The sequence below is a fragment of the Mesorhizobium sp. LNHC252B00 genome, assembly GCF_000502955.1.
In the GTDB taxonomy this organism is placed as follows: Bacteria; Pseudomonadota; Alphaproteobacteria; order Rhizobiales; family Rhizobiaceae; genus Mesorhizobium.
In genome coordinates this window covers 24,468-41,205 of record NZ_AYWO01000019.1, presented here as the reverse complement: position 1 = coordinate 41,205, position 16,738 = coordinate 24,468, and the positions used below count along the sequence as shown (strand labels likewise).

At 64.2% G+C, this 16,738-nt stretch carries 18 protein-coding genes; 17 read left to right on the top strand and 1 reads right to left on the bottom strand.

Annotated elements, in window-relative coordinates; all coding sequences use genetic code 11:
* Window positions 1–114: 114 nt before the first annotated feature.
* Window positions 115–810, top strand: a complete 696-nt coding sequence (locus tag X744_RS148975) for an isoprenylcysteine carboxylmethyltransferase family protein (protein WP_023761011.1) — start codon at window positions 115–117, stop codon at window positions 808–810.
* A gap of 443 nt (window positions 811–1,253) precedes the next feature.
* On the opposite strand, the gene X744_RS148985 is transcribed toward X744_RS148975, so the two are convergent.
* Window positions 1,254–1,511: a hypothetical protein gene (locus X744_RS148985; protein WP_023761009.1), complete on the bottom strand. Its 258-nt coding sequence runs from the start codon at window positions 1,509–1,511 to the stop codon at window positions 1,254–1,256.
* A gap of 74 nt (window positions 1,512–1,585) precedes the next feature.
* Between X744_RS148985 and X744_RS148990 the strand changes: the two genes are divergently transcribed.
* The 16 genes from X744_RS148990 (at window position 1,586) to X744_RS149065 (ending at window position 16,733) form a co-directional block, all read left to right on the top strand.
* Window positions 1,586–1,855, top strand: coding sequence for a DUF982 domain-containing protein (locus tag X744_RS148990; RefSeq protein WP_023761008.1), 270 nt, complete (start codon window positions 1,586–1,588; stop codon window positions 1,853–1,855).
* Between the two features lie 226 nt (window positions 1,856–2,081).
* The gene (locus X744_RS148995) at window positions 2,082–2,807 is read left to right on the top strand and encodes a GntR family transcriptional regulator (protein WP_023761007.1); all 726 of its coding nucleotides are present in this window, start codon (window positions 2,082–2,084) and stop codon (window positions 2,805–2,807) included.
* 3 nt (window positions 2,808–2,810) lie between these two features.
* Entirely contained in the window at window positions 2,811–3,851 is a 1,041-nt protein-coding gene (locus X744_RS149000) for an ADP-ribosylglycohydrolase family protein (protein WP_023761006.1), read from the top strand.
* Window positions 3,848–4,819, top strand: a complete 972-nt coding sequence (locus X744_RS149005) for a PfkB family carbohydrate kinase (RefSeq protein ID WP_023761005.1) — start codon at window positions 3,848–3,850, stop codon at window positions 4,817–4,819. The genes X744_RS149000 and X744_RS149005 overlap by 4 nt, the downstream gene beginning before the upstream one ends.
* 55 nt (window positions 4,820–4,874) lie before the next feature.
* Window positions 4,875–5,936, top strand: a complete 1,062-nt coding sequence (locus X744_RS149010; protein WP_023761004.1) for an ABC transporter substrate-binding protein — start codon at window positions 4,875–4,877, stop codon at window positions 5,934–5,936.
* 254 nt (window positions 5,937–6,190) lie between these two features.
* Complete coding sequence (locus X744_RS149015) at window positions 6,191–7,060, top strand: ABC transporter permease (protein WP_023761003.1); 870 nt, start codon at window positions 6,191–6,193, stop codon at window positions 7,058–7,060.
* Window positions 7,060–7,848: an ABC transporter permease gene (locus X744_RS149020; protein ID WP_023761002.1), complete on the top strand. Its 789-nt coding sequence runs from the start codon at window positions 7,060–7,062 to the stop codon at window positions 7,846–7,848. Before X744_RS149015 ends, X744_RS149020 begins: the two co-directional genes overlap by 1 nt.
* Window positions 7,848–8,915 (top strand): ABC transporter ATP-binding protein, encoded by a 1,068-nt coding sequence (locus tag X744_RS149025; protein ID WP_023761001.1) that lies wholly within the window; start codon window positions 7,848–7,850, stop codon window positions 8,913–8,915. Before X744_RS149020 ends, X744_RS149025 begins: the two co-directional genes overlap by 1 nt.
* Before the next feature lie 237 nt (window positions 8,916–9,152).
* The gene (locus X744_RS149030) at window positions 9,153–10,403 is read left to right on the top strand and encodes an aconitase X (RefSeq protein ID WP_023761000.1); all 1,251 of its coding nucleotides are present in this window, start codon (window positions 9,153–9,155) and stop codon (window positions 10,401–10,403) included.
* Window positions 10,400–10,858: a DUF126 domain-containing protein gene (locus X744_RS149035; protein ID WP_023760999.1), complete on the top strand. Its 459-nt coding sequence runs from the start codon at window positions 10,400–10,402 to the stop codon at window positions 10,856–10,858. The genes X744_RS149030 and X744_RS149035 overlap by 4 nt, the downstream gene beginning before the upstream one ends.
* 362 nt (window positions 10,859–11,220) lie before the next feature.
* Entirely contained in the window at window positions 11,221–11,817 is a 597-nt protein-coding gene (locus X744_RS149040) for a thioredoxin family protein (protein WP_023760998.1), read from the top strand.
* Window positions 11,818–11,855: 38 nt separating this feature from the next.
* Window positions 11,856–13,481, top strand: a complete 1,626-nt coding sequence (locus X744_RS149045) for an FAD-binding protein (protein WP_023760997.1) — start codon at window positions 11,856–11,858, stop codon at window positions 13,479–13,481.
* Between the two features lie 70 nt (window positions 13,482–13,551).
* Window positions 13,552–13,878, top strand: a complete 327-nt coding sequence (locus tag X744_RS149050) for a ferredoxin family protein (protein ID WP_023760996.1) — start codon at window positions 13,552–13,554, stop codon at window positions 13,876–13,878.
* A gap of 47 nt (window positions 13,879–13,925) precedes the next feature.
* Window positions 13,926–14,762 (top strand): ABC transporter ATP-binding protein, encoded by an 837-nt coding sequence (locus X744_RS149055; protein ID WP_023760995.1) that lies wholly within the window; start codon window positions 13,926–13,928, stop codon window positions 14,760–14,762.
* A 12-nt stretch (window positions 14,763–14,774) separates the two neighbouring features.
* Window positions 14,775–15,674 carry an ABC transporter permease gene (locus X744_RS149060; protein ID WP_156938594.1) on the top strand — a complete coding sequence of 300 codons (900 nt, stop codon included), beginning with the start codon at window positions 14,775–14,777 and terminating at the stop codon, window positions 15,672–15,674.
* Between the two features lie 39 nt (window positions 15,675–15,713).
* Window positions 15,714–16,733, top strand: a complete 1,020-nt coding sequence (locus X744_RS149065) for an aliphatic sulfonate ABC transporter substrate-binding protein (protein ID WP_023760993.1) — start codon at window positions 15,714–15,716, stop codon at window positions 16,731–16,733.
* Window positions 16,734–16,738 lie beyond the last annotated feature (5 nt).

Genomic DNA, 16,738 nt, shown 5'->3' with positions numbered 1-16,738 from the left:
CGCGCTTCGCGCTGCATCCTCGGTGCGTCATATCCCGTTTAGTGCTGATCTGATCTTGTTGATTAACCGCCCGGCAATGGTTGCGTGCAAAGGTTGCCCCGAGGGATCATTGGGGTGCTTGCCTTGCTCATATCAAAAAGCGAAACCCTTTCGCACATCAATGACGACAGGATCTTGTCCGCGGCCCGGAAGCGCGAAATCCTGGTCGATTTGCGGGAGGGTTTCTTTCGGATCTGCGCGCTGGCTTTCGCGGGGATGTTCGTCTACCGTGGCGTGTATCACCTCATGCTCGACCCGACCCGCCTCAACGTGGCGCTGGTGGCGATTTCCGAGGTTCTGACTTTTACCTGGCTGCTTCTGTCGCGGCGACCGCAGGTTCGCGACTGGGACCCGCTCACGGCAGTTGTCTCCGTGATCGCCAGCTTCGGTGTCGGCTTCATCGACCTGGAGCCTGGGGCAGCCATCATCCCGGTCTATGCCGCCGCGCCGCTGCAAGCCCTGGCGTTGGGGTTCGTGATCTGGGGAAAGATATCTCTGGGGCGTTCGTTTGCCATTCTGCCGGGCAATCGCGGTGTGATGACCGGCGGTGCCTACCGTCTGGTGCGGCACCCGATTTATGCCGGCTACCTTGCCGGCCATGTCCTGTTCCTGTTGTCCGCCTTTTCCTTCTACAATCTCGCCGTCTACGCCGTGATCACCTTCTTCCAGGTGCATCGCATCCTGCGCGAAGAGGCGCTGCTGGCCGCCACGCCGGAGTATCGGGACTATATGAAGCGCGTCCACTACAGGCTGTTCTACGGGATCGCCTGATAAGCAGGCCTATCGGCTGCGATCACAGCCATCTCGGCGGCGATGCGATCCCTGGCCAGGGGCTTATGCGTTGCCCTGGGCGTCATCCATGGGCGCAGCCGCAATCGTCGGAGTATAGCGTCAGTCATCAAGAGCGATCGCGATCTCGTGACCGCCTTGATGCCGGCACGCACCCGATTGTGATGTGCCACGATCCGTTTGTGATCCGGCTCGTTTGGGAATTTTCGTAAAGTAATCGCGGTCCACACCCCCCGTGGAAACAAGAGGAGAGGGTCCCACACCTTGTCCTCCTCCAAGGCCCGCCCCGGTTCGCCCGTGGCGGGCTTTTGCTTGGCGGCCGAAGAGCCGCTTGCGTCAAGCGTCAAGGAGGGCAACGGTTTTCCGGGGAACGTCACTCCTAGCCGCCGGACGCTTGGTTCGGGTCAGGTACTGGCGCCGATCGATTACTCCATGTCAGGCACATCGCCGCTGACGAAGAGCGTGTTCGGCGGGCCATATTCGCCCAGCGTCGGATCGGCCTCGCGGCTCCAGGCGATGACGCCGGCATGCTTTGCCGCCAGAGCCCTGGCGGTGCGTATGGCGCGATCCTCGCTCTGCTGGTCGGCGGGTCCAAAGGCTGGAAATACGTCGCCGTCCTCGCCGCGATCGAATGCGACCACGACGATCAGCCTGGGATTTTTCTGGCCACTGGAATCGGACATCTTGCACCTTAGGCGCGAAACCTATCACAATACAGGGAATTGGGCCGGCTCGTTCGATTCCGGGAGGTGGGGTGGTGCAAGACCAGCGTTTCGATGAGCCGGTCCGGATTGCGCTCGGCCGATCGCGAAATTCGATCTTCAACGTGGAGCGGGTCGCCCAGGCTGCCGACATCCTGATGAACCGCTGGCCGGTTGCGACCGGTCAACGGCACATGGTTGCTCGCAAGGTCTGCCTGGCCGTGCTTGAGGGGAAGAAAGAAGCCTCGGCGGCGCGGGCGGCATTCATCAACGCCGCGATCGAGGCGGATATCCTCGTTGAGCCCCGTGAAGTGTCGATACCGTAACAGGTCCGGCCACGATTGAATCAAGAACCAGCGCTATCCTCTTGATGGTGGTCGGTCTTCTTGATGGTGGTCGGCCTTCGCAGTCCGTATGCCCGCCCGTCGTCGGCGCTTTTGTAGGCGTTCCTCCAACATCCGCGCCCGTTTGCTAGTCCTCAGGTCACGTTGACACGGCGTCCGTAGATCTGTATTGAACAGGATTATACAGGTTCACTGAACAGGTACCTATATGAAGCGGCGCGCAGTTCAACTGTCTCCAGGCACGGGCAAGCCCGAACAGATCGCCACCGTTCTCGAACATGAAATCCGCTCCGGCGTTCTCGGTTTCGGCGACCGCCTGCAAAGCGAGAACGAGCTCGTCCAGCGTTTCTCCGTCAGCCGCAATACGGTCCGCAAGGGCCTCGAGGAACTGTCCAGCCGCGGGCTGATCACCACCAAGGTCGGAATCGGCTCCTTCGTCACTTTCGATGGCAAGCCGGTCGACGACGCCATCGGCTGGTCGCGGGCGTTGGCCGATGCGGGCGCCAATGCCGAGACGCGGACGCTGCGGCTGGAGGTCATCGAGGATACCGATCTGGCTTCGCTGCTTGGTATCAAAAGCCCGTTCTTCATCGCCGTCGACCGGGTGCGTACCAACGCCAGCGACGGCCATGCGATCTCCATCGAGCGCAGCCGGCTGCCATTGTCACCCGAGCTTGAAGACGTGCCGTTGCGCGGATTGCGCGAGGGCTCGCTGCACCAGACGCTGCGCGCCGCCGGCCTCATTCCCGACCACGGCGAGGAATGGGTGGAGATCGAGATGCTCAACGCCGAGGACGCCACTATCCTCGGCTGCCCGCAAGGCACGCCGTTCCTGCGCGGCCGCCGGTTGACGCGCGCCGTCGACGACCGGCCGATCGAATATGTCACCAGCCTGCTCAACCCCGCGCATTTCGCGCTGCATATGAGGTTCTGAGCGATGCCGGACACAGCCAAGGACCCGCTCGATCGCGCCATGGGCGCGCTTGTCGGCGGAGCGCTGGGAGATGCGCTCGGCATGCCGACGCAGCTTTTGTCGCCGGCCCGGATTGCCGAACTCTACGGCCATGTCGAGGATTTCATCGCGCCTTTCGCCAATCATCCAGTGTCGAAGGGATTGGCTGCCGGTACCATCACCGACGATACCGAACAAGCGCTGCTGCTCGGCCGCATTCTCGTCGAATCCGGCGACCGCTTCGACCATAAGCGCTGGGTCAATGCGCTGCTCGACTGGGAACGCGCGGTCAAGGCGCGCGGCAGCTATGATCTTTTGGGACCGTCGACCAAGCGTGCCATCGACGCTATCAACAGTGGCGTGCCTGAAGAGGAAGCGGGACGCAGTGGCGACACCAACGGTGCGGCCATGCGCATTGCCCCGGTCGGCATCATGATGCCGCTTGAACCATTGGGGGCATTCGTCGACAAGGTGGCGGAGACCTGCCGGGCCACGCACAACACCTCGATCGCCATCGCCTCCGCCGCTGCTGTTGCCGCCGCTGTCAGCCGCGGCGTCGCCGGCGGTGGTTGGCGCGATGCTTCCGCCAGCGCTGTCGCGGCGGCGAGGCGAGGGGCGACGCTCGGCCATTGGGTCACCGGTGGCGACATCGCCGCGCGTATCGTCTGGGCACAGGACATCGTGCGAGGCAAGGCGATCAGGGATGCGATCCGGCTGATCACCGATCTGGTCGGCACCGGCGTCGCCAGCCAGGAATCCGTTCCTGCTGCCTTCGCGGTGCTGGAAGTCGCCCGGGGCGATGCATGGAAAGCAGCGGTCATCAGCGCCAATCTCGGCGGTGATACCGACACGATCGGCGCCATCGCGGCCGGCATGGCCGGCGCCTGCACCGGCTTTTCCCGGCTGCCGCAACAGCACATCGCCCGGCTAAAGGGCATCGACATGTCAGAGGTTCGCGCGCTTGCGGCCGACCTCGTGACGGCACGGGTGGCGAAAAGTGCCTCCGGCAAGGACGCGGCGGCATGAATGGCCGTCTCGTCCATGTCGGTAGTGCTGTGGTCGACTATGTCTACCGCATCGACGCCTTGCCGGCGCCCGGCATGGAGAAGACGGCATCGAGCTTCGCCCAGGTGGCCGGCGGCGGATTCAACATGATGGTCGCGGCCAGCCGCACCGGGATGAAGGTGGTTTTCGGCGGCCAGCTCGGCAACGGGCCGAATGGCGACTTCCTGCGCACCGCTTTCGCCGCCGAGGGCATCGCGACACTGACACCGCCATCGCCCTTGATGGACAGCGGCAATTGCGTCGCCATGATCTCGAGCGATGCCGAACGCACCTTCGTGTCGTGGCCGGGGGCCGAAAGTGTGCTCAGCCTCGACTTGCTGGCGCCGGTCGCGGTGGCGCCTGATGATTGGGTGTTCACCTCCGGCTACACGCTGAGCTACCCCGCAAGCCGTGACACGCTGGCGGACTGGATCGAGTCGCTGCCGGACGAAACCCCTTTCGTCTTGGACCCGGCTCCGGTCATCACGGACATTCCGCGCCCGATCCTGTCGCGGGTGCTTGCCCGCACCACATGGCTGAGCTGCAACACGACCGAAGCGGCCGAGATTGCCGGCCCGGGCGATGTCGAGGCTGTCGCGGCACGACTTCTGGACGAGCATTGTCCGCAGGCTGCCGGCGTGGTCATCCGCTCCGGCGCAAAGGGCTGCCACCTGCGGTTGGCCGGCGGGCCAGCGCGGACCATTGCCGGCTACGCGGTCACCGCAATCGACACCAATGGCGCCGGCGACACCCATATCGGGGCTTTCGTCAGCGCGCTGGCGCGGGGCGCCCCGCCCTTCGACGCGGCGCGCTACGCCAATGCGGCGGCCGCCATTTCGGTCACCCGCCATGGCGGCTCGTCGGCGCCGACGGACCGCGAAATCCAGACATTCCTGAGCCATGCCGCCGACCCGTCGGGGACAGGCCGGACACAGAAGGCCAATGCATAATTGCCGGAAAGCCTGACAAGCCCGGGAAGCGGGCAAACACAGAGAGGAACCAACCATGCGCATGCCTGATTTGACTGCTCTGCTGACGGCGACCGCCGTCTTTACCTCCGCACTCGCGTTCGCCGCCAAGGCCGACGAGGTGCATGTGCTCAACTGGAAGGGCTACGGCACCGACGAGCCGTGGGCCGTAGAGGCTTTCGAAAAGGCGACCGGCAACAAGGTCGTCAACGATTTCTTCAATTCCGAACAGGAAATGCTGACCAAGATCCGGACCAATCCTGGCCTCTACGACGTGGTCATGATCAATGCCGCCTTCAACGACCAGGCTATGGCCGGGAAACTGATCCAGCCAATCGACATCTCCAGGTTGCCGAACTATGCCGATATCAACAAGGACAAGGCGGGATCGCCGATGCTCGTCCATGATGGCAAGGTCTATGGCGTGCCGTGGGTGTGGGGCCTGACGGCGCTCGCCATCAACGATAAATCCTTCGACAAGCCGCCGACGAGCATCGCCGAAATGTGGGATGCCGCGCACAAGGGCCGCGTCGTCATTCGCGACGACGCCGTCGAGGCGGTGCAGTTCGGCGCCATCGCCACCGGCCAGAACATCAACGACATCAAGGATATGGGCGCCGTCAAGGCGAAGCTCACCTCGCTGATGCCGCAGATCAAGACCTTCTGGAGCTCGGAGAACGACTGGAACCAGATGGTCGCCTCCAACCAGATCGACATCGGCACCTATTGGAGTGGCTCGGCCGATCGCGCCAAGACGCATTTCAAGCTGCCGGTCTCGCTGGTCGTGCCGCAGGAAGGAGCCGTCGCCTGGCTCGACGCCTTTTCCATTCCGGTCGGCGCCAAGAACGTCGCCGGGGCCGAGGCCTTCATCAATTACATGATCGACCCGAAATTCTACGTCGAATGGGTCACCAAGGTCGGCGCGCCGGTCTCGGCCAACACCAAGGCGGTGGAAGCGCTGCCCGCGGATGCCTTCAACCGCAAGGTCATGGGTGACCCCGAAGTGGCCAAGCGCATCCAGTTCCAGGCGCCGATCACCGACGCGCAGCGCGAGGCCTATCTGGCGCTGTGGCAGCAGTTCAAGGTCGACGTGAAATAAAGCCGGCATCGGAATCAGCCGGCGGTTCGCGCCGGCTGGTTCTTCCAATCTGGGGAGAGAAGGCTGTCATGGCAGCTGCAACAGCATCGCGCAGCGGGCTGAGATCGGCATTGCCGCTGCTGGCGCCTGCCTATCTCTGGCTGACTGTGGCGATCTTCCTGCCGCTCTCGGCCATGGTCTTCTTCTCGTTCATGACCGAGCTGCCCCTGTCGGGAAAACCGTGGGCCTNCTCAATCCTGGGGAGGTGGGGTAGCATGGCGGCACAGGGCGCGGTCGCGGCGCGCGGCGGGCTGAGATCGGCTTTGCCGCTTTTGGCGCCGGCCTATCTCTGGCTGACGGTGGCGATCTTCCTGCCGCTCTCGGCCATGGTCTTCTTCTCGTTCATGACCGAGCTGCCCCTGTCGGGAAAACCGTGGGCCTTCACCCTTGGCAACTATGCCGCCTTCTTCTCGCAAAGCCTCTATCTGACGCTTTTGCTGGCCTCGCTGCGCCTCGGTCTCGAGGTGACGCTGTGGTGCGTCATCATCGGCTATCCCGCGGCTTACGTGCTCGCCAAAGTGCTGAAAGGGCGCAGCCGCGAGGCCATCTTCCTGCTCGTCATCCTGCCATTCTGGTCGAACGGGCTGGTGCGCATCTTCTCCTGGGCGATGGTGCTACGCGAGGGCGGCATCCTCGATACCGCGCTCAACGCCGTGCTGCCGTTCAAGGTCAACATCGACCTGATGTATTCCTATCCGGCCGTCATCATCGGGCTGGTGCATTCCTATGTGCCCTACATGGTGCTGACTTGTTATCTCACGTTGCAGGCCATCGACGACTCGCTGATCGAGGCCGGACGCTCGCTTGGCGCCTCACGGCTGCAGCTCCTGAAGCGGGTGATCATACCGCTGTCGATGCCGGGGCTGGTGGCGGGAGCCGCCCTGATCTTCGTGCCGGTCGTCGGCTCGTTCATGGAACCGCGCATCCTCGGCGGCCGCACCGGCACCTTCTACGGTACAGTCATCGAGGACCAGTTCGTCGCCGTGTTCAACTGGCCGCTGGGTGCCGCGCTGTCCTTCATTTTGCTGGCGGTGGTGCTGGTCATCCTGGCGGTGGCGTCGCCGGCGTTGCGGAGAGCCGCGTGATGGCGACCACCCGCATCCTCGAAGGGCTCGGCCGGTTCTACATCGGACTGCTGCTCGCCTTTCTCTATCTGCCGATCATCATCATGGCGCTGATGTCGTTCAACGTCTCGCCCTTCTACCAATTGCCATTCGAATGGACGACCGAATGGTACGCCTCGCTGTGGCAAAACGACCAGCTGATCGCCGCCACCTGGAACAGCGTCGAGATCGCCGTAATCGCCACCGTTATCTGCACGGTGCTCGGCTCGGCGGCATCATTGGCGCTCTATCGCCATGAATTTCGCGGCAAGAAATTCCTGCAGGCGCTGCTGTTTCCGCCGATCGCCATACCGTGGCTCATCACCGGCACGGCGATGCTGATCTTCTTCTTCGGCGTTGGCATCGGCCGCGGCCTGCACGCGATCCTTCTCGGCCACGTCGCGCTGGCGCTGCCCTATGTCATCGTCGTCGTCTCGGCCCGGCTGCAGACCTTCGCGCCGGAGCTGGAGGAGGCGGCGCGCTCGCTCGGCGCCAACCAGTGGCAAGTGACGAGGCGTGTCACGCTGCCGTGGATCATGCCCGGCGTCATCGCCGGCGGGCTGTTTGCGTTTGCCGTCTCGTTCGACCAGTTCGTGGTGTCCTATTTCCTGGCAACGCCTGGCCAGACGACGCTGCCGGTCGAAATCTACGCCGCGATCCGCAAGGGTTTTACGCCCGAGATCAACGCGGTCTCGACGATCATCATCGTCGTGTCGATGGCGCTGATGCTTCTCACGGCGCGGTTCTTCAAATTCGGCGGAGAGAAATAATGGCCGGCGTGCAGGTATCTGATGTTTCGCGCAGTTTTGGCGCGCACAAGGCGCTGGACGACGTCTCCATCGATTTCGCCGACGGTGGCTTCTATGCGCTGCTGGGGCCATCGGGCAGTGGCAAGACGACGCTGCTGCGCCAGATCGCCGGTTTCGATTTTCCTGACTCGGGTCGCATCACCATCGGCGGCGAGAGCGTCGAACGGGTGCCGGTCGAAAAACGCCGCATCGGCATGGTGTTCCAGAACTATGCGCTGTTTCCCAATATGAGCGTCGCCGACAATGTCGCCTTCGGCTTGTCGGTGCGCGGCGAGGCCAAAGCGACCATCTCTACCGAGGTGCAGCGTGCGCTCGACCTAGTGCAACTCGGCAAGCTCGGTGTCCGCCGGCCGAACCAACTCTCCGGGGGGCAGCGCCAGCGCGTCGCGCTCGCCCGCGCCATCGTCACCAAGCCGCGCGTGCTTTTGCTCGACGAGCCGCTCGGCGCGCTCGACAAGGCGTTGCGCGTCGACATGCAGATCGAGCTCAAGCGCATCCAGCGCGAGATCGGCATCACCACCATCTTTGTCACCCACGACCAGGAAGAAGCGCTGACGATGAGCGACCGCATCGGCATCCTGCGCGACGGCAGGCTGGTGCAGGAGGGACCACCGGAAGAGATCTACGACCGGCCAAAGAGCGAATTCGCCGCCACCTTCCTCGGCGACGCCAACATCTTTCGTGGCGACAGCACTGGCAACGGCATCCGGCTGCCGGACGGCACGGCGATTGCCTCGGGCGTGGGTGCAAAGCTTGCCGCCGGCGCCAAGGCGAGTTGTGCCGTGCGGCCCGAACGCATCCGCATCGCGACGGATGGCGGGGCTTCGGATGCGGCCAATTCGAACGTGCTCAAGGGGCAGGTTTCCAAGCGCATCTTCGCCGGCAACAACAGCACGTATTTCGTCGAGCGCGAGGGCCAGATGCTGAAAGTGATCGTGCAGAACACCGGCGCCGACAGACTGGCGGAGGGCCAGGAGGTGGTGCTGCGGTGGTCGCCTGACAGTACGGTGCTGATTGCGGCGGGCTAGTCGACGCGGTTCGATAGATGGGACTGTTGGCGTTCCTTCGCACCCCCCTCTGTCCTGCCGGACATCTCCCCCGCAAGGGGGAGATTGGCCGTCATCGATGTTTTCGCAAATCTCCTACATTGCAAGAATGAGTGCCGGGGTCGAAGCTGCCAATCTCCCCCCTTGCGGGGGAGATGCCCGGCAGGGCAGAGGGGGGTGCTGTCCCGCTATGCGATCGAGTAAGCGGCTGGAGTACCGATGACACTTGAACTGAGTGCGCACGACCGATCCATGCTCGACGGCGAGCAAGGCCCGTCCGCAGCCGCTGCCATGAAAATCCTGGTCGCTTTTTCCAATGCGGTCGGGGCAGGCAGCTTGCTCGACATTGCCGGCGCCCATATCGATGGCTGTCTCTACCAGGGCAAGGCCGGTCTCGATTTCGTCGAGCGGCTGGTCGAGGGCGGCGGCCGCGTCCAGGTGCCGACGACATTGAACGTCGGCTCTTTCGATCTCATCCATCCCGGCATGGTGAAGATGCCGGCGGCGGAAGAGGTGCCGGCGCGGCGGCTGATGAAGGCGCATCTGGAGCTCGGCTGCCAGGCGACATTCACCTGCGCGCCCTATCAGACACGGTTCCGGCCAGACTTTGGCCAGCAGATCGCCTGGGGCGAATCCAACGCCATCGTCTTTGCCAATTCGGTGATCGGCGCGCGGACCAACCGCTATGGCGATTTCATCGATTTGTGCTGCGCCATGACCGGACGGGCGCCGGCCTGGGGCCTGCATTTGAGCGAGAACCGGCGCGGCCGGATCCTGTTCGAGCTGGCCATTGCCGACCCGCAGCCGAGCGACAGCCTGTTCGTCGGCATCGGGCTGGTGATCGGGCAAGCGAGCGGCGACCGCGTTCCGGTGATTGCCGGCCTGCCGCGGCCGCGCGACGAGGACCAGTTGAAGGCGCTGGGCGCGGCGGCGGCAACGACCGGAGCGGTGGCGCTGTTCCATGCGGTCGGCATCACCCCGGAAGGCAGGACTCTGGACGAGGCATTTCACGGTCAGGTGCCGGAGGAGACGATCCGCATCACGCGCGCCGATATCGACCAGGCGCTGGCGAAGCTGTCTGGAGTGCCTGACGGTGCGCCGCTGGGGGCGGTGTCGCTCGGCACGCCGCATTTTTCGCATGAGGAATGGATGCGGCTGCTGCCGTTGCTGCGCGAGATCGCACCGGGCAGGCACATTCCGATCTATGTCAACACCGGCCGAGCTACCCTGACGCGACTGCAGGCGGAGGGGGCGCTTGATGGCATGGAGGCGTTCGGCCTGATCCCGGTCGCCGATACCTGCACCTATGTCACTGCGATCCTTCAGCGCCTCGACGGCGTGGTGATGACCAATTCCGGCAAATGGGCGCATTATGCGCCCGGCAATATCGGCGTATCCGTCGCCTTCGCCGAGATGAAGGACTGCATCCGTTCGGCGGCGGCCGGCCATGTCGTGCGGACCGCCTCATGACGCGACCGGTGGAGCGAACCGGCACTTTCCAGTTGGCGGGCGCGGCCGAGGGTCAGGCGCTGGTGTTCTCGCAGCCGCTTAGCTTCTGGGGCGGCATCAATGCCGAAACTGGCGACATAACGGACCATTCGCATCCTGGGCTTGGCCAGAATGTCGCCGGCAAGATCCTGGTCATGCCGAGCGGGCGTGGCTCGTCCTCCTCATCTTCGGTCCTGGCCGAGGCGATCCGCAGGGGCACCGCGCCGGCCGGCATGCTCCTGGAGCGGCAGGATCCGATCCTGGCGGTTGGCGCGATCGTTGCCGAATTTCTCTATGAGATCCGCATGCCGCTGGTGGCGTGCGACATTGCCGGCATAGCCTCCGGCGACAGGATCATGATTGGTATCGGCGAGGACGGTGCTGCGATCGTCAGCATTCGGCCAACCATCAATCCCGCAGCGCCACGCCGCCAGTAGGCAGCGGCCAGCGTCTCATCGGCTTTGGCCCGCGCACATTAGATGCGATCCTGGCAGGGCGCTTTATCCGTAAGGATGATGGTGCCCTGACGTTCGGCGTGTCTGCGATGGCATCGTCGCGCGGGCGGACCCTGGGGCCTCAATACAACCTCATCCGTCCGGATTTCTTCAGATGGGCCCCTGCTTGGACAAACGTGCCGGCTCGGCTCGAAACATTGGCACGATATTCCAAGCCACGCGGTTGACCGTGAATGTGTTCTTCGGCCTATAATTATACTAAATTCATAGACTAACTACGGACGCTTAAACGCTCGCACGTTGGGTTTGTAAAAACCGGCCGCAAAAATTGGGGGAGCGCATCTATGCCGAAGACAGAATCCAACCCGATCGAGCTTGGCACCAGGGCCGCCGATTTCCTGTTGCCCGACGCGCAAGGCGTGCTGCACCGGCTCGCCGATTTCGATGCCAAGCCGGCCTTGCTCGTCGCCTTCATCTCCAACCGCTGCCCGTTCGTCGTACTGATCCGCGATCAGTTTGCCGCTTTCGCCAAGGAGTATGCCGGCAAGGGGCTGCAAGTGGTGGCGATCAACGCCAACGATCATGAGGCGCATCCCGAGGAGACGCTTGCCCGCATCGGCGAGGAGGCTGAAACAATCGGCTATTCCTTCCCCTATCTCAAGGACGCTTCGCAGCAGACGGCCAAAGCCTATGGCGCGGCCTGCACGCCCGACTTCTTCCTGTTCGATGCCGACCGGCGGCTCGCCTATCACGGCCAGTTCGACGATGCGCGGCCCGGCAATGGCAAGCCGGTGACCGGTGCCGATCTGCGCGCGGCGGTCGACACGGTGCTGGAGGGCGGCAGGCCCACTGCCGAACAGGTGCCGTCGATCGGCTGCAACATCAAGTGGAGCGCCGGCAACGAGCCGGTGTGGTTCGCAAACGCCGATCGCGCTGCGTAGCCCTCTCGCGCTGTCGCGAACTCAGTCACCGAGCATCTATGCCCAAGTCGCAAAAATCCGCTTCCGACAGCTTGCACCTCCAAGCCGATGTGCTGGTGCTGGGCGGCGGGCCGTCGGCTGCCTGGGCGGCTGTCGCTGCTGCCGAAAGCGGCGCCAAGGTGGTCCTGGCCGACAAGGGCTATCTCGGCACCAGCGGCGCCACGGCGCCGTCCAACACCGGCACCTGGTGCGTGCCGCCGGGTGACAACAGGCATGCCGTCGTCGAGCGGCGCTGGCAGCGCACCGGCGAACTCGCCGACCCGCGCTGGATGCTGCGCTGCGTCGACACCGCCTACCGCAATCTGCTCAGGCTGTCCGAATGGGGCTATCCGTTTCCGAGCGAGGATGACGGACGCCTCTATATCGCCAATCTGCGCGGCCCGGACTATATGCGCTTCATGCGCCGCCGCGTGCTCCTGGCTGGCGTCACAGTGCTCGACCACCATCCCGCGCTTGAATTGCTGTCGGATGACGACGCCATCGTCGGGGCCGCCGGTGTCGCCAGGCAGGTTGGCCAGGACTGGCGCGTCGACGCCAATGCCGTGGTGCTGGCGACCGGCGGCTGCGCCTTCCGCGAGCGCATTCTGGGCGCGACCGGGCTCACCGGCGACGGCTATCTGATGGCGGCGGAAGCCGGCGCCAGCCTGTCGGGCATGGAGTTCACCGGCAAGTACACGCTGGCACCCTATGGCTCTTCGCTGAACAAGGGGCTGCCGTTCCGCTGGGCGTCGTTCCATCGCGAGGACGGTTCGCCGATCCTCGGGCCGACCGGCGAGCCGTTGCGCAACGGCATCGGCGACCGCGAGGAGGAAGTGGCGCGAGCGCTGATCGACGGCCCTGTCTATGCGCGGCTCGATCAGGCCGAACCGGCGTTGCAAGGCTGGTTGCGCCAGGGCCAACCGAATTGCTTCGTGCCCTATGACCGCGCCGGCATCGATCCGTTCAGCGAACTGTTCCGCATCACCTTGCGCGCCGAAGGCACGGTACGCGGCACAGGCGGCATCGAAATCGTCTCCGACGACTGCGCCACCGGCGTGCCCGGCCTCTACGTTGCCGGTGATGCCGCCAGCCGAGAGATCATGACCGGGGCTGTTTCGGGCGGCGGCGCCGTCAATTCGTCCTGGGCGCTGGCCAGCGGCTGGTGGGCCGGCAAGGGCGCCTCTACCCATGCCAAACGTCGAAACGGTAAGGCGTTTCGCAGTGCTGCGCAGTCGCTCGGCCAGGCTGGGTTGCGCCCGGCGGCAACGCCGCGCGCCGACATATCGGCAGGCGAAATCATCGAGGCGGTGCGTAGCGAAGTCACGCCGCTCGACAAGAATTTCTTCCGCTCTGGCGAGAGCCTGGAGAAAAGCAGCGAGCGGCTGGAGAGTGTCTGGCGCGACGTGCGCGACCATCTGCAGGGCGAGGGGGTGGAGCGAGTCCGCACCCGCGAGGCGGCATCGATCGCGGCTGCCGGGCGCTGGTCGGTGGCCGCCGCACTGCACCGCACCGAGAGTCGCGGCATGCATCGCCGTACCGACCTGCCCGGCAGGAGCCCGGTCTTCGCGCACCGGCTGGTGATCACGGGGGTCGATGCGTTCCGTATTGCAGGCGCCCCCGAGCGGCTGGCGGAGCTGGCGTCATGATCGAGNTGATCACGGGGGTCGATGCGTTCCGTATTGCAGGCGCCCCCGAGCGGCTGGCGGAGCTGGCGTCATGATCGAGATCGTCTCGGCCACGCGCTGCGTCCAATGCGACATCTGCGTCAAGGTCTGCCCCGCCAACGTCTTCGACGCGACCGACAACGGCGTGCCGGTGATCGCCCGCCAGGAGGACTGCCAGACCTGCTTCCTCTGCGAGATCTATTGCCCGACCGACGCGCTTTACGTCGCCGAATTCGCCGAAGGGCCGACCGGCATCACAGAGGCCGAGGCCGATGCACGCCAGCTGTTCGGCTCCTATGCCCGCGCCCTCGGCTGGAAGCGAGGCAAGGCCGGCGGCTCGGAATTCGACCCGACGCACCGCATCCGCGTGGCGCAGTGAACCGATCGGAGACAGACATGGACCGCCCAAACATGGACCGCCCAAACGTGGACCGCATCGTCGTCAGCGACATCAGCAAGACCTTCCAGCTCAAGCCGGGGCAGTTCGTCACCGTCGATGGCGAGGCTACCGACCGCGTCACCGTGCTCGACGGCGTCGATCTGTCCATCCGCACGGGCGAGTTCATCACGCTGGTCGGACCCAGCGGCTCGGGCAAGTCCGTGCTGCTCGACATCATCGGGGGGTTGACGCAGGCGACTGGTGGCGACGTCCAGCTCGACGGCCGGCGCATCACCAGGCCCGATCCAAAGACCGGCTATGTCTTCCAGCAATATGCATTGTTTCCCTGGCGCACGGCGCTGGCCAACATCGAATATGCGCTGGAAGTTCGCGGCGTCGCCAAGGCGGAACGCACCGCTACCGCCCACCATCTGTTGGCGCTGTTCGGGCTTGCCGGCTTCGAAGACCGTTTCCCCAACCAGCTTTCCGGCGGCATGCAGCAGCGCGTGGCGATCGCGCGTGCGCTGGCCAGCAATCCGGAAGTGCTGCTGATGGACGAGCCGTTCGCGGCGCTCGACCAGCAGACGCGCGAGCTCCTGCAAGGCGAGCTGTTGCGGATCTGGGGCAAGATCAAGACGACGGTGATCTTCGTCACGCACTCGATCGACGAGGCGATCTTCCTCGCCGACCGCGTGGTGGTGATGACGGCGCGGCCGGGCGCGGTGAAAGAGATCATCGACATCGACCTGCCACGGCCGCGCGATGGCGACATCCGCGCCAGCGCCGAATTCAACACCTATCGCGCCCGCGTCTGGGACGTGCTGCGCGACGAGGTCAACAAGGCGCAGAAGGACTGGACCCTGTCGCCAGCCTTCAGTCACTGAGGAGCTGGACCCATGGCTTATCTGACCGAAAAGTTTGGCACTGCTGGAGCCCTTGATCTGTTTGCCGGAGCTGGCGAAACGGTAGCCGCCGCCAGAGTCCCGGCCATCAAGGCCCACAGTGCCAAAACCCGGAGCAAGACAGCGAGCCACGGCACCTTTGTCTACGGCCTGCCGCTACTCGGCCTGTTCTTCCTGCTGTGGGAGATCGCGCCACGGCTTGGCTGGCTGAACCGCATCTTCTTTCCGCCGCTGAGCGAGGTGCTGGTCGCCTGGTGGGACCTGCTCGCCTCGGGGGTGCTGGTCGAGCATATCGGCATCAGCCTGCAGCGCGCGGCCATCGGCTTCGCGCTCGGCGTGGTGGTCGCCATTCCGCTCGGCCTGTTGATGGGGCGCTATTCGCTGTTCGAGAAGGTCAGCGATCTCCTGGTGCAGACGCTGCGCAACACCTCGCAATTCGCGCTGCTGCCGGTGTTCATACTTTTGCTCGGCATTGGCGAGGAATCGAAGGTGGCGATCACCTTCTACTCCTCGGTCTTTTTTCTTCTCGTCAACACGATCAGCGGCGTGAAGTCGGTCGATCCGCTGCTGATCAAGGCGGCGCGCTCGATGGGCACGTCCGATTTCGATCTGTTCCGAAAGGTCATCCTGCCGGCCAGCATTCCCTCGATCGTCGCCGGCGCGCGGCTGGCGGTGAAATCCTCGTTGTTCGCCGTAATCGGCGCCGAGATGCTGGCGGCCAAATCCGGCCTCGGTTTCCTCATCCAGAACTCGCAGCTGATGATGGAAACGGCCGACATGTACGCAGGCATCCTGACGCTGACCGTCATCGGCCTGGCCGTGAACTACCTGCTCGTCTGGTTTGAGCGTTGGGCGACCGCCTGGAAGAGCCAGTCCGACACTTCGCTCATTTAAGCCCGTCATTCATTCATCCCAATCAGGAAGGATTTTTCCATGTCCAGCATCTCGTTCAATGGATTTCGCAGGCTGCTCCTGAAGGGCGCCATTGCCGTCGTCATCGGCCTTGGCGGCATGCCCGCCTTTGCGCAGGACAAGCCAGATGTCATCCGCATCGGCAGCACGGCGCCCGGACACCTCAAATTCATTCTCGCCCAGCGGGACGGCTGGTGGGAGAAGGAATTCGGCAAGGACGGCATCAAGGTCGAGCTGGTGACCTTCAATGGCGGTTCAGAGGCGACGACGGCGCTGGCCACCGGCGCGATCGAGTTCACCTACACCGGCAACAATCCGGCGCTGCGCGTCGCGGCGTCCGGTGCCGACGTCAAGCTGATCGGCGTGTCGAGCTACGTGAAGGCAGGCGGCTCTTACATCATCGTCAAAGCCGACTCGCCGCTGAAGACGCTGCAGGATCTCAAGGGCAAGAAGGTCGCCTATCTCACCGGCACGGTGCGGCATTCGAATTTCAGCAAGGCGTTGAACAGTGTCGGCCTGAGCACGAATGATGTCGAAGGGTTGAACCTGCCTTTCGAGGCGTCCGGTCCGGCGCTGCTGCGCGGCGACATCGACGCCATCGTCGAGACGGATTCGACGGCGGCCAAGCTGGTCGACACCGGCGAGGCGCGCGTGCTGTTCGACACCGGCACGCATCCAGAATGGAGCGTGCCGAACGTCATCTCGGTCAACGGCGCCTTCGCGGCAAAGTACCCGGATCTGGTCAAGCGGCTGCTCAAGGTCGATATCCAGATTTCGCGCTGGGCCGACGCGCACCCCGACGCGACGATCAAGACCTTTGTCGAGGCGACCAAGTCGTCGGAAAAATCCGTGCGCAAGACCTATGCCGACGGCGTGTTCCACCAGGACCCGAAACTCACCGACGATGCGATCACCGCTTTGCAGGGCGAGGAAAAATTCATGGCGAGCGCCGGGCTGCTGAAGGGCTCGATCGACTACGGCAAGTGGGTCGACAAGAGCTTTGTCGATGGTGCGGCCGCGGAAGTCGCTGCCGTCCAGTAGACCGG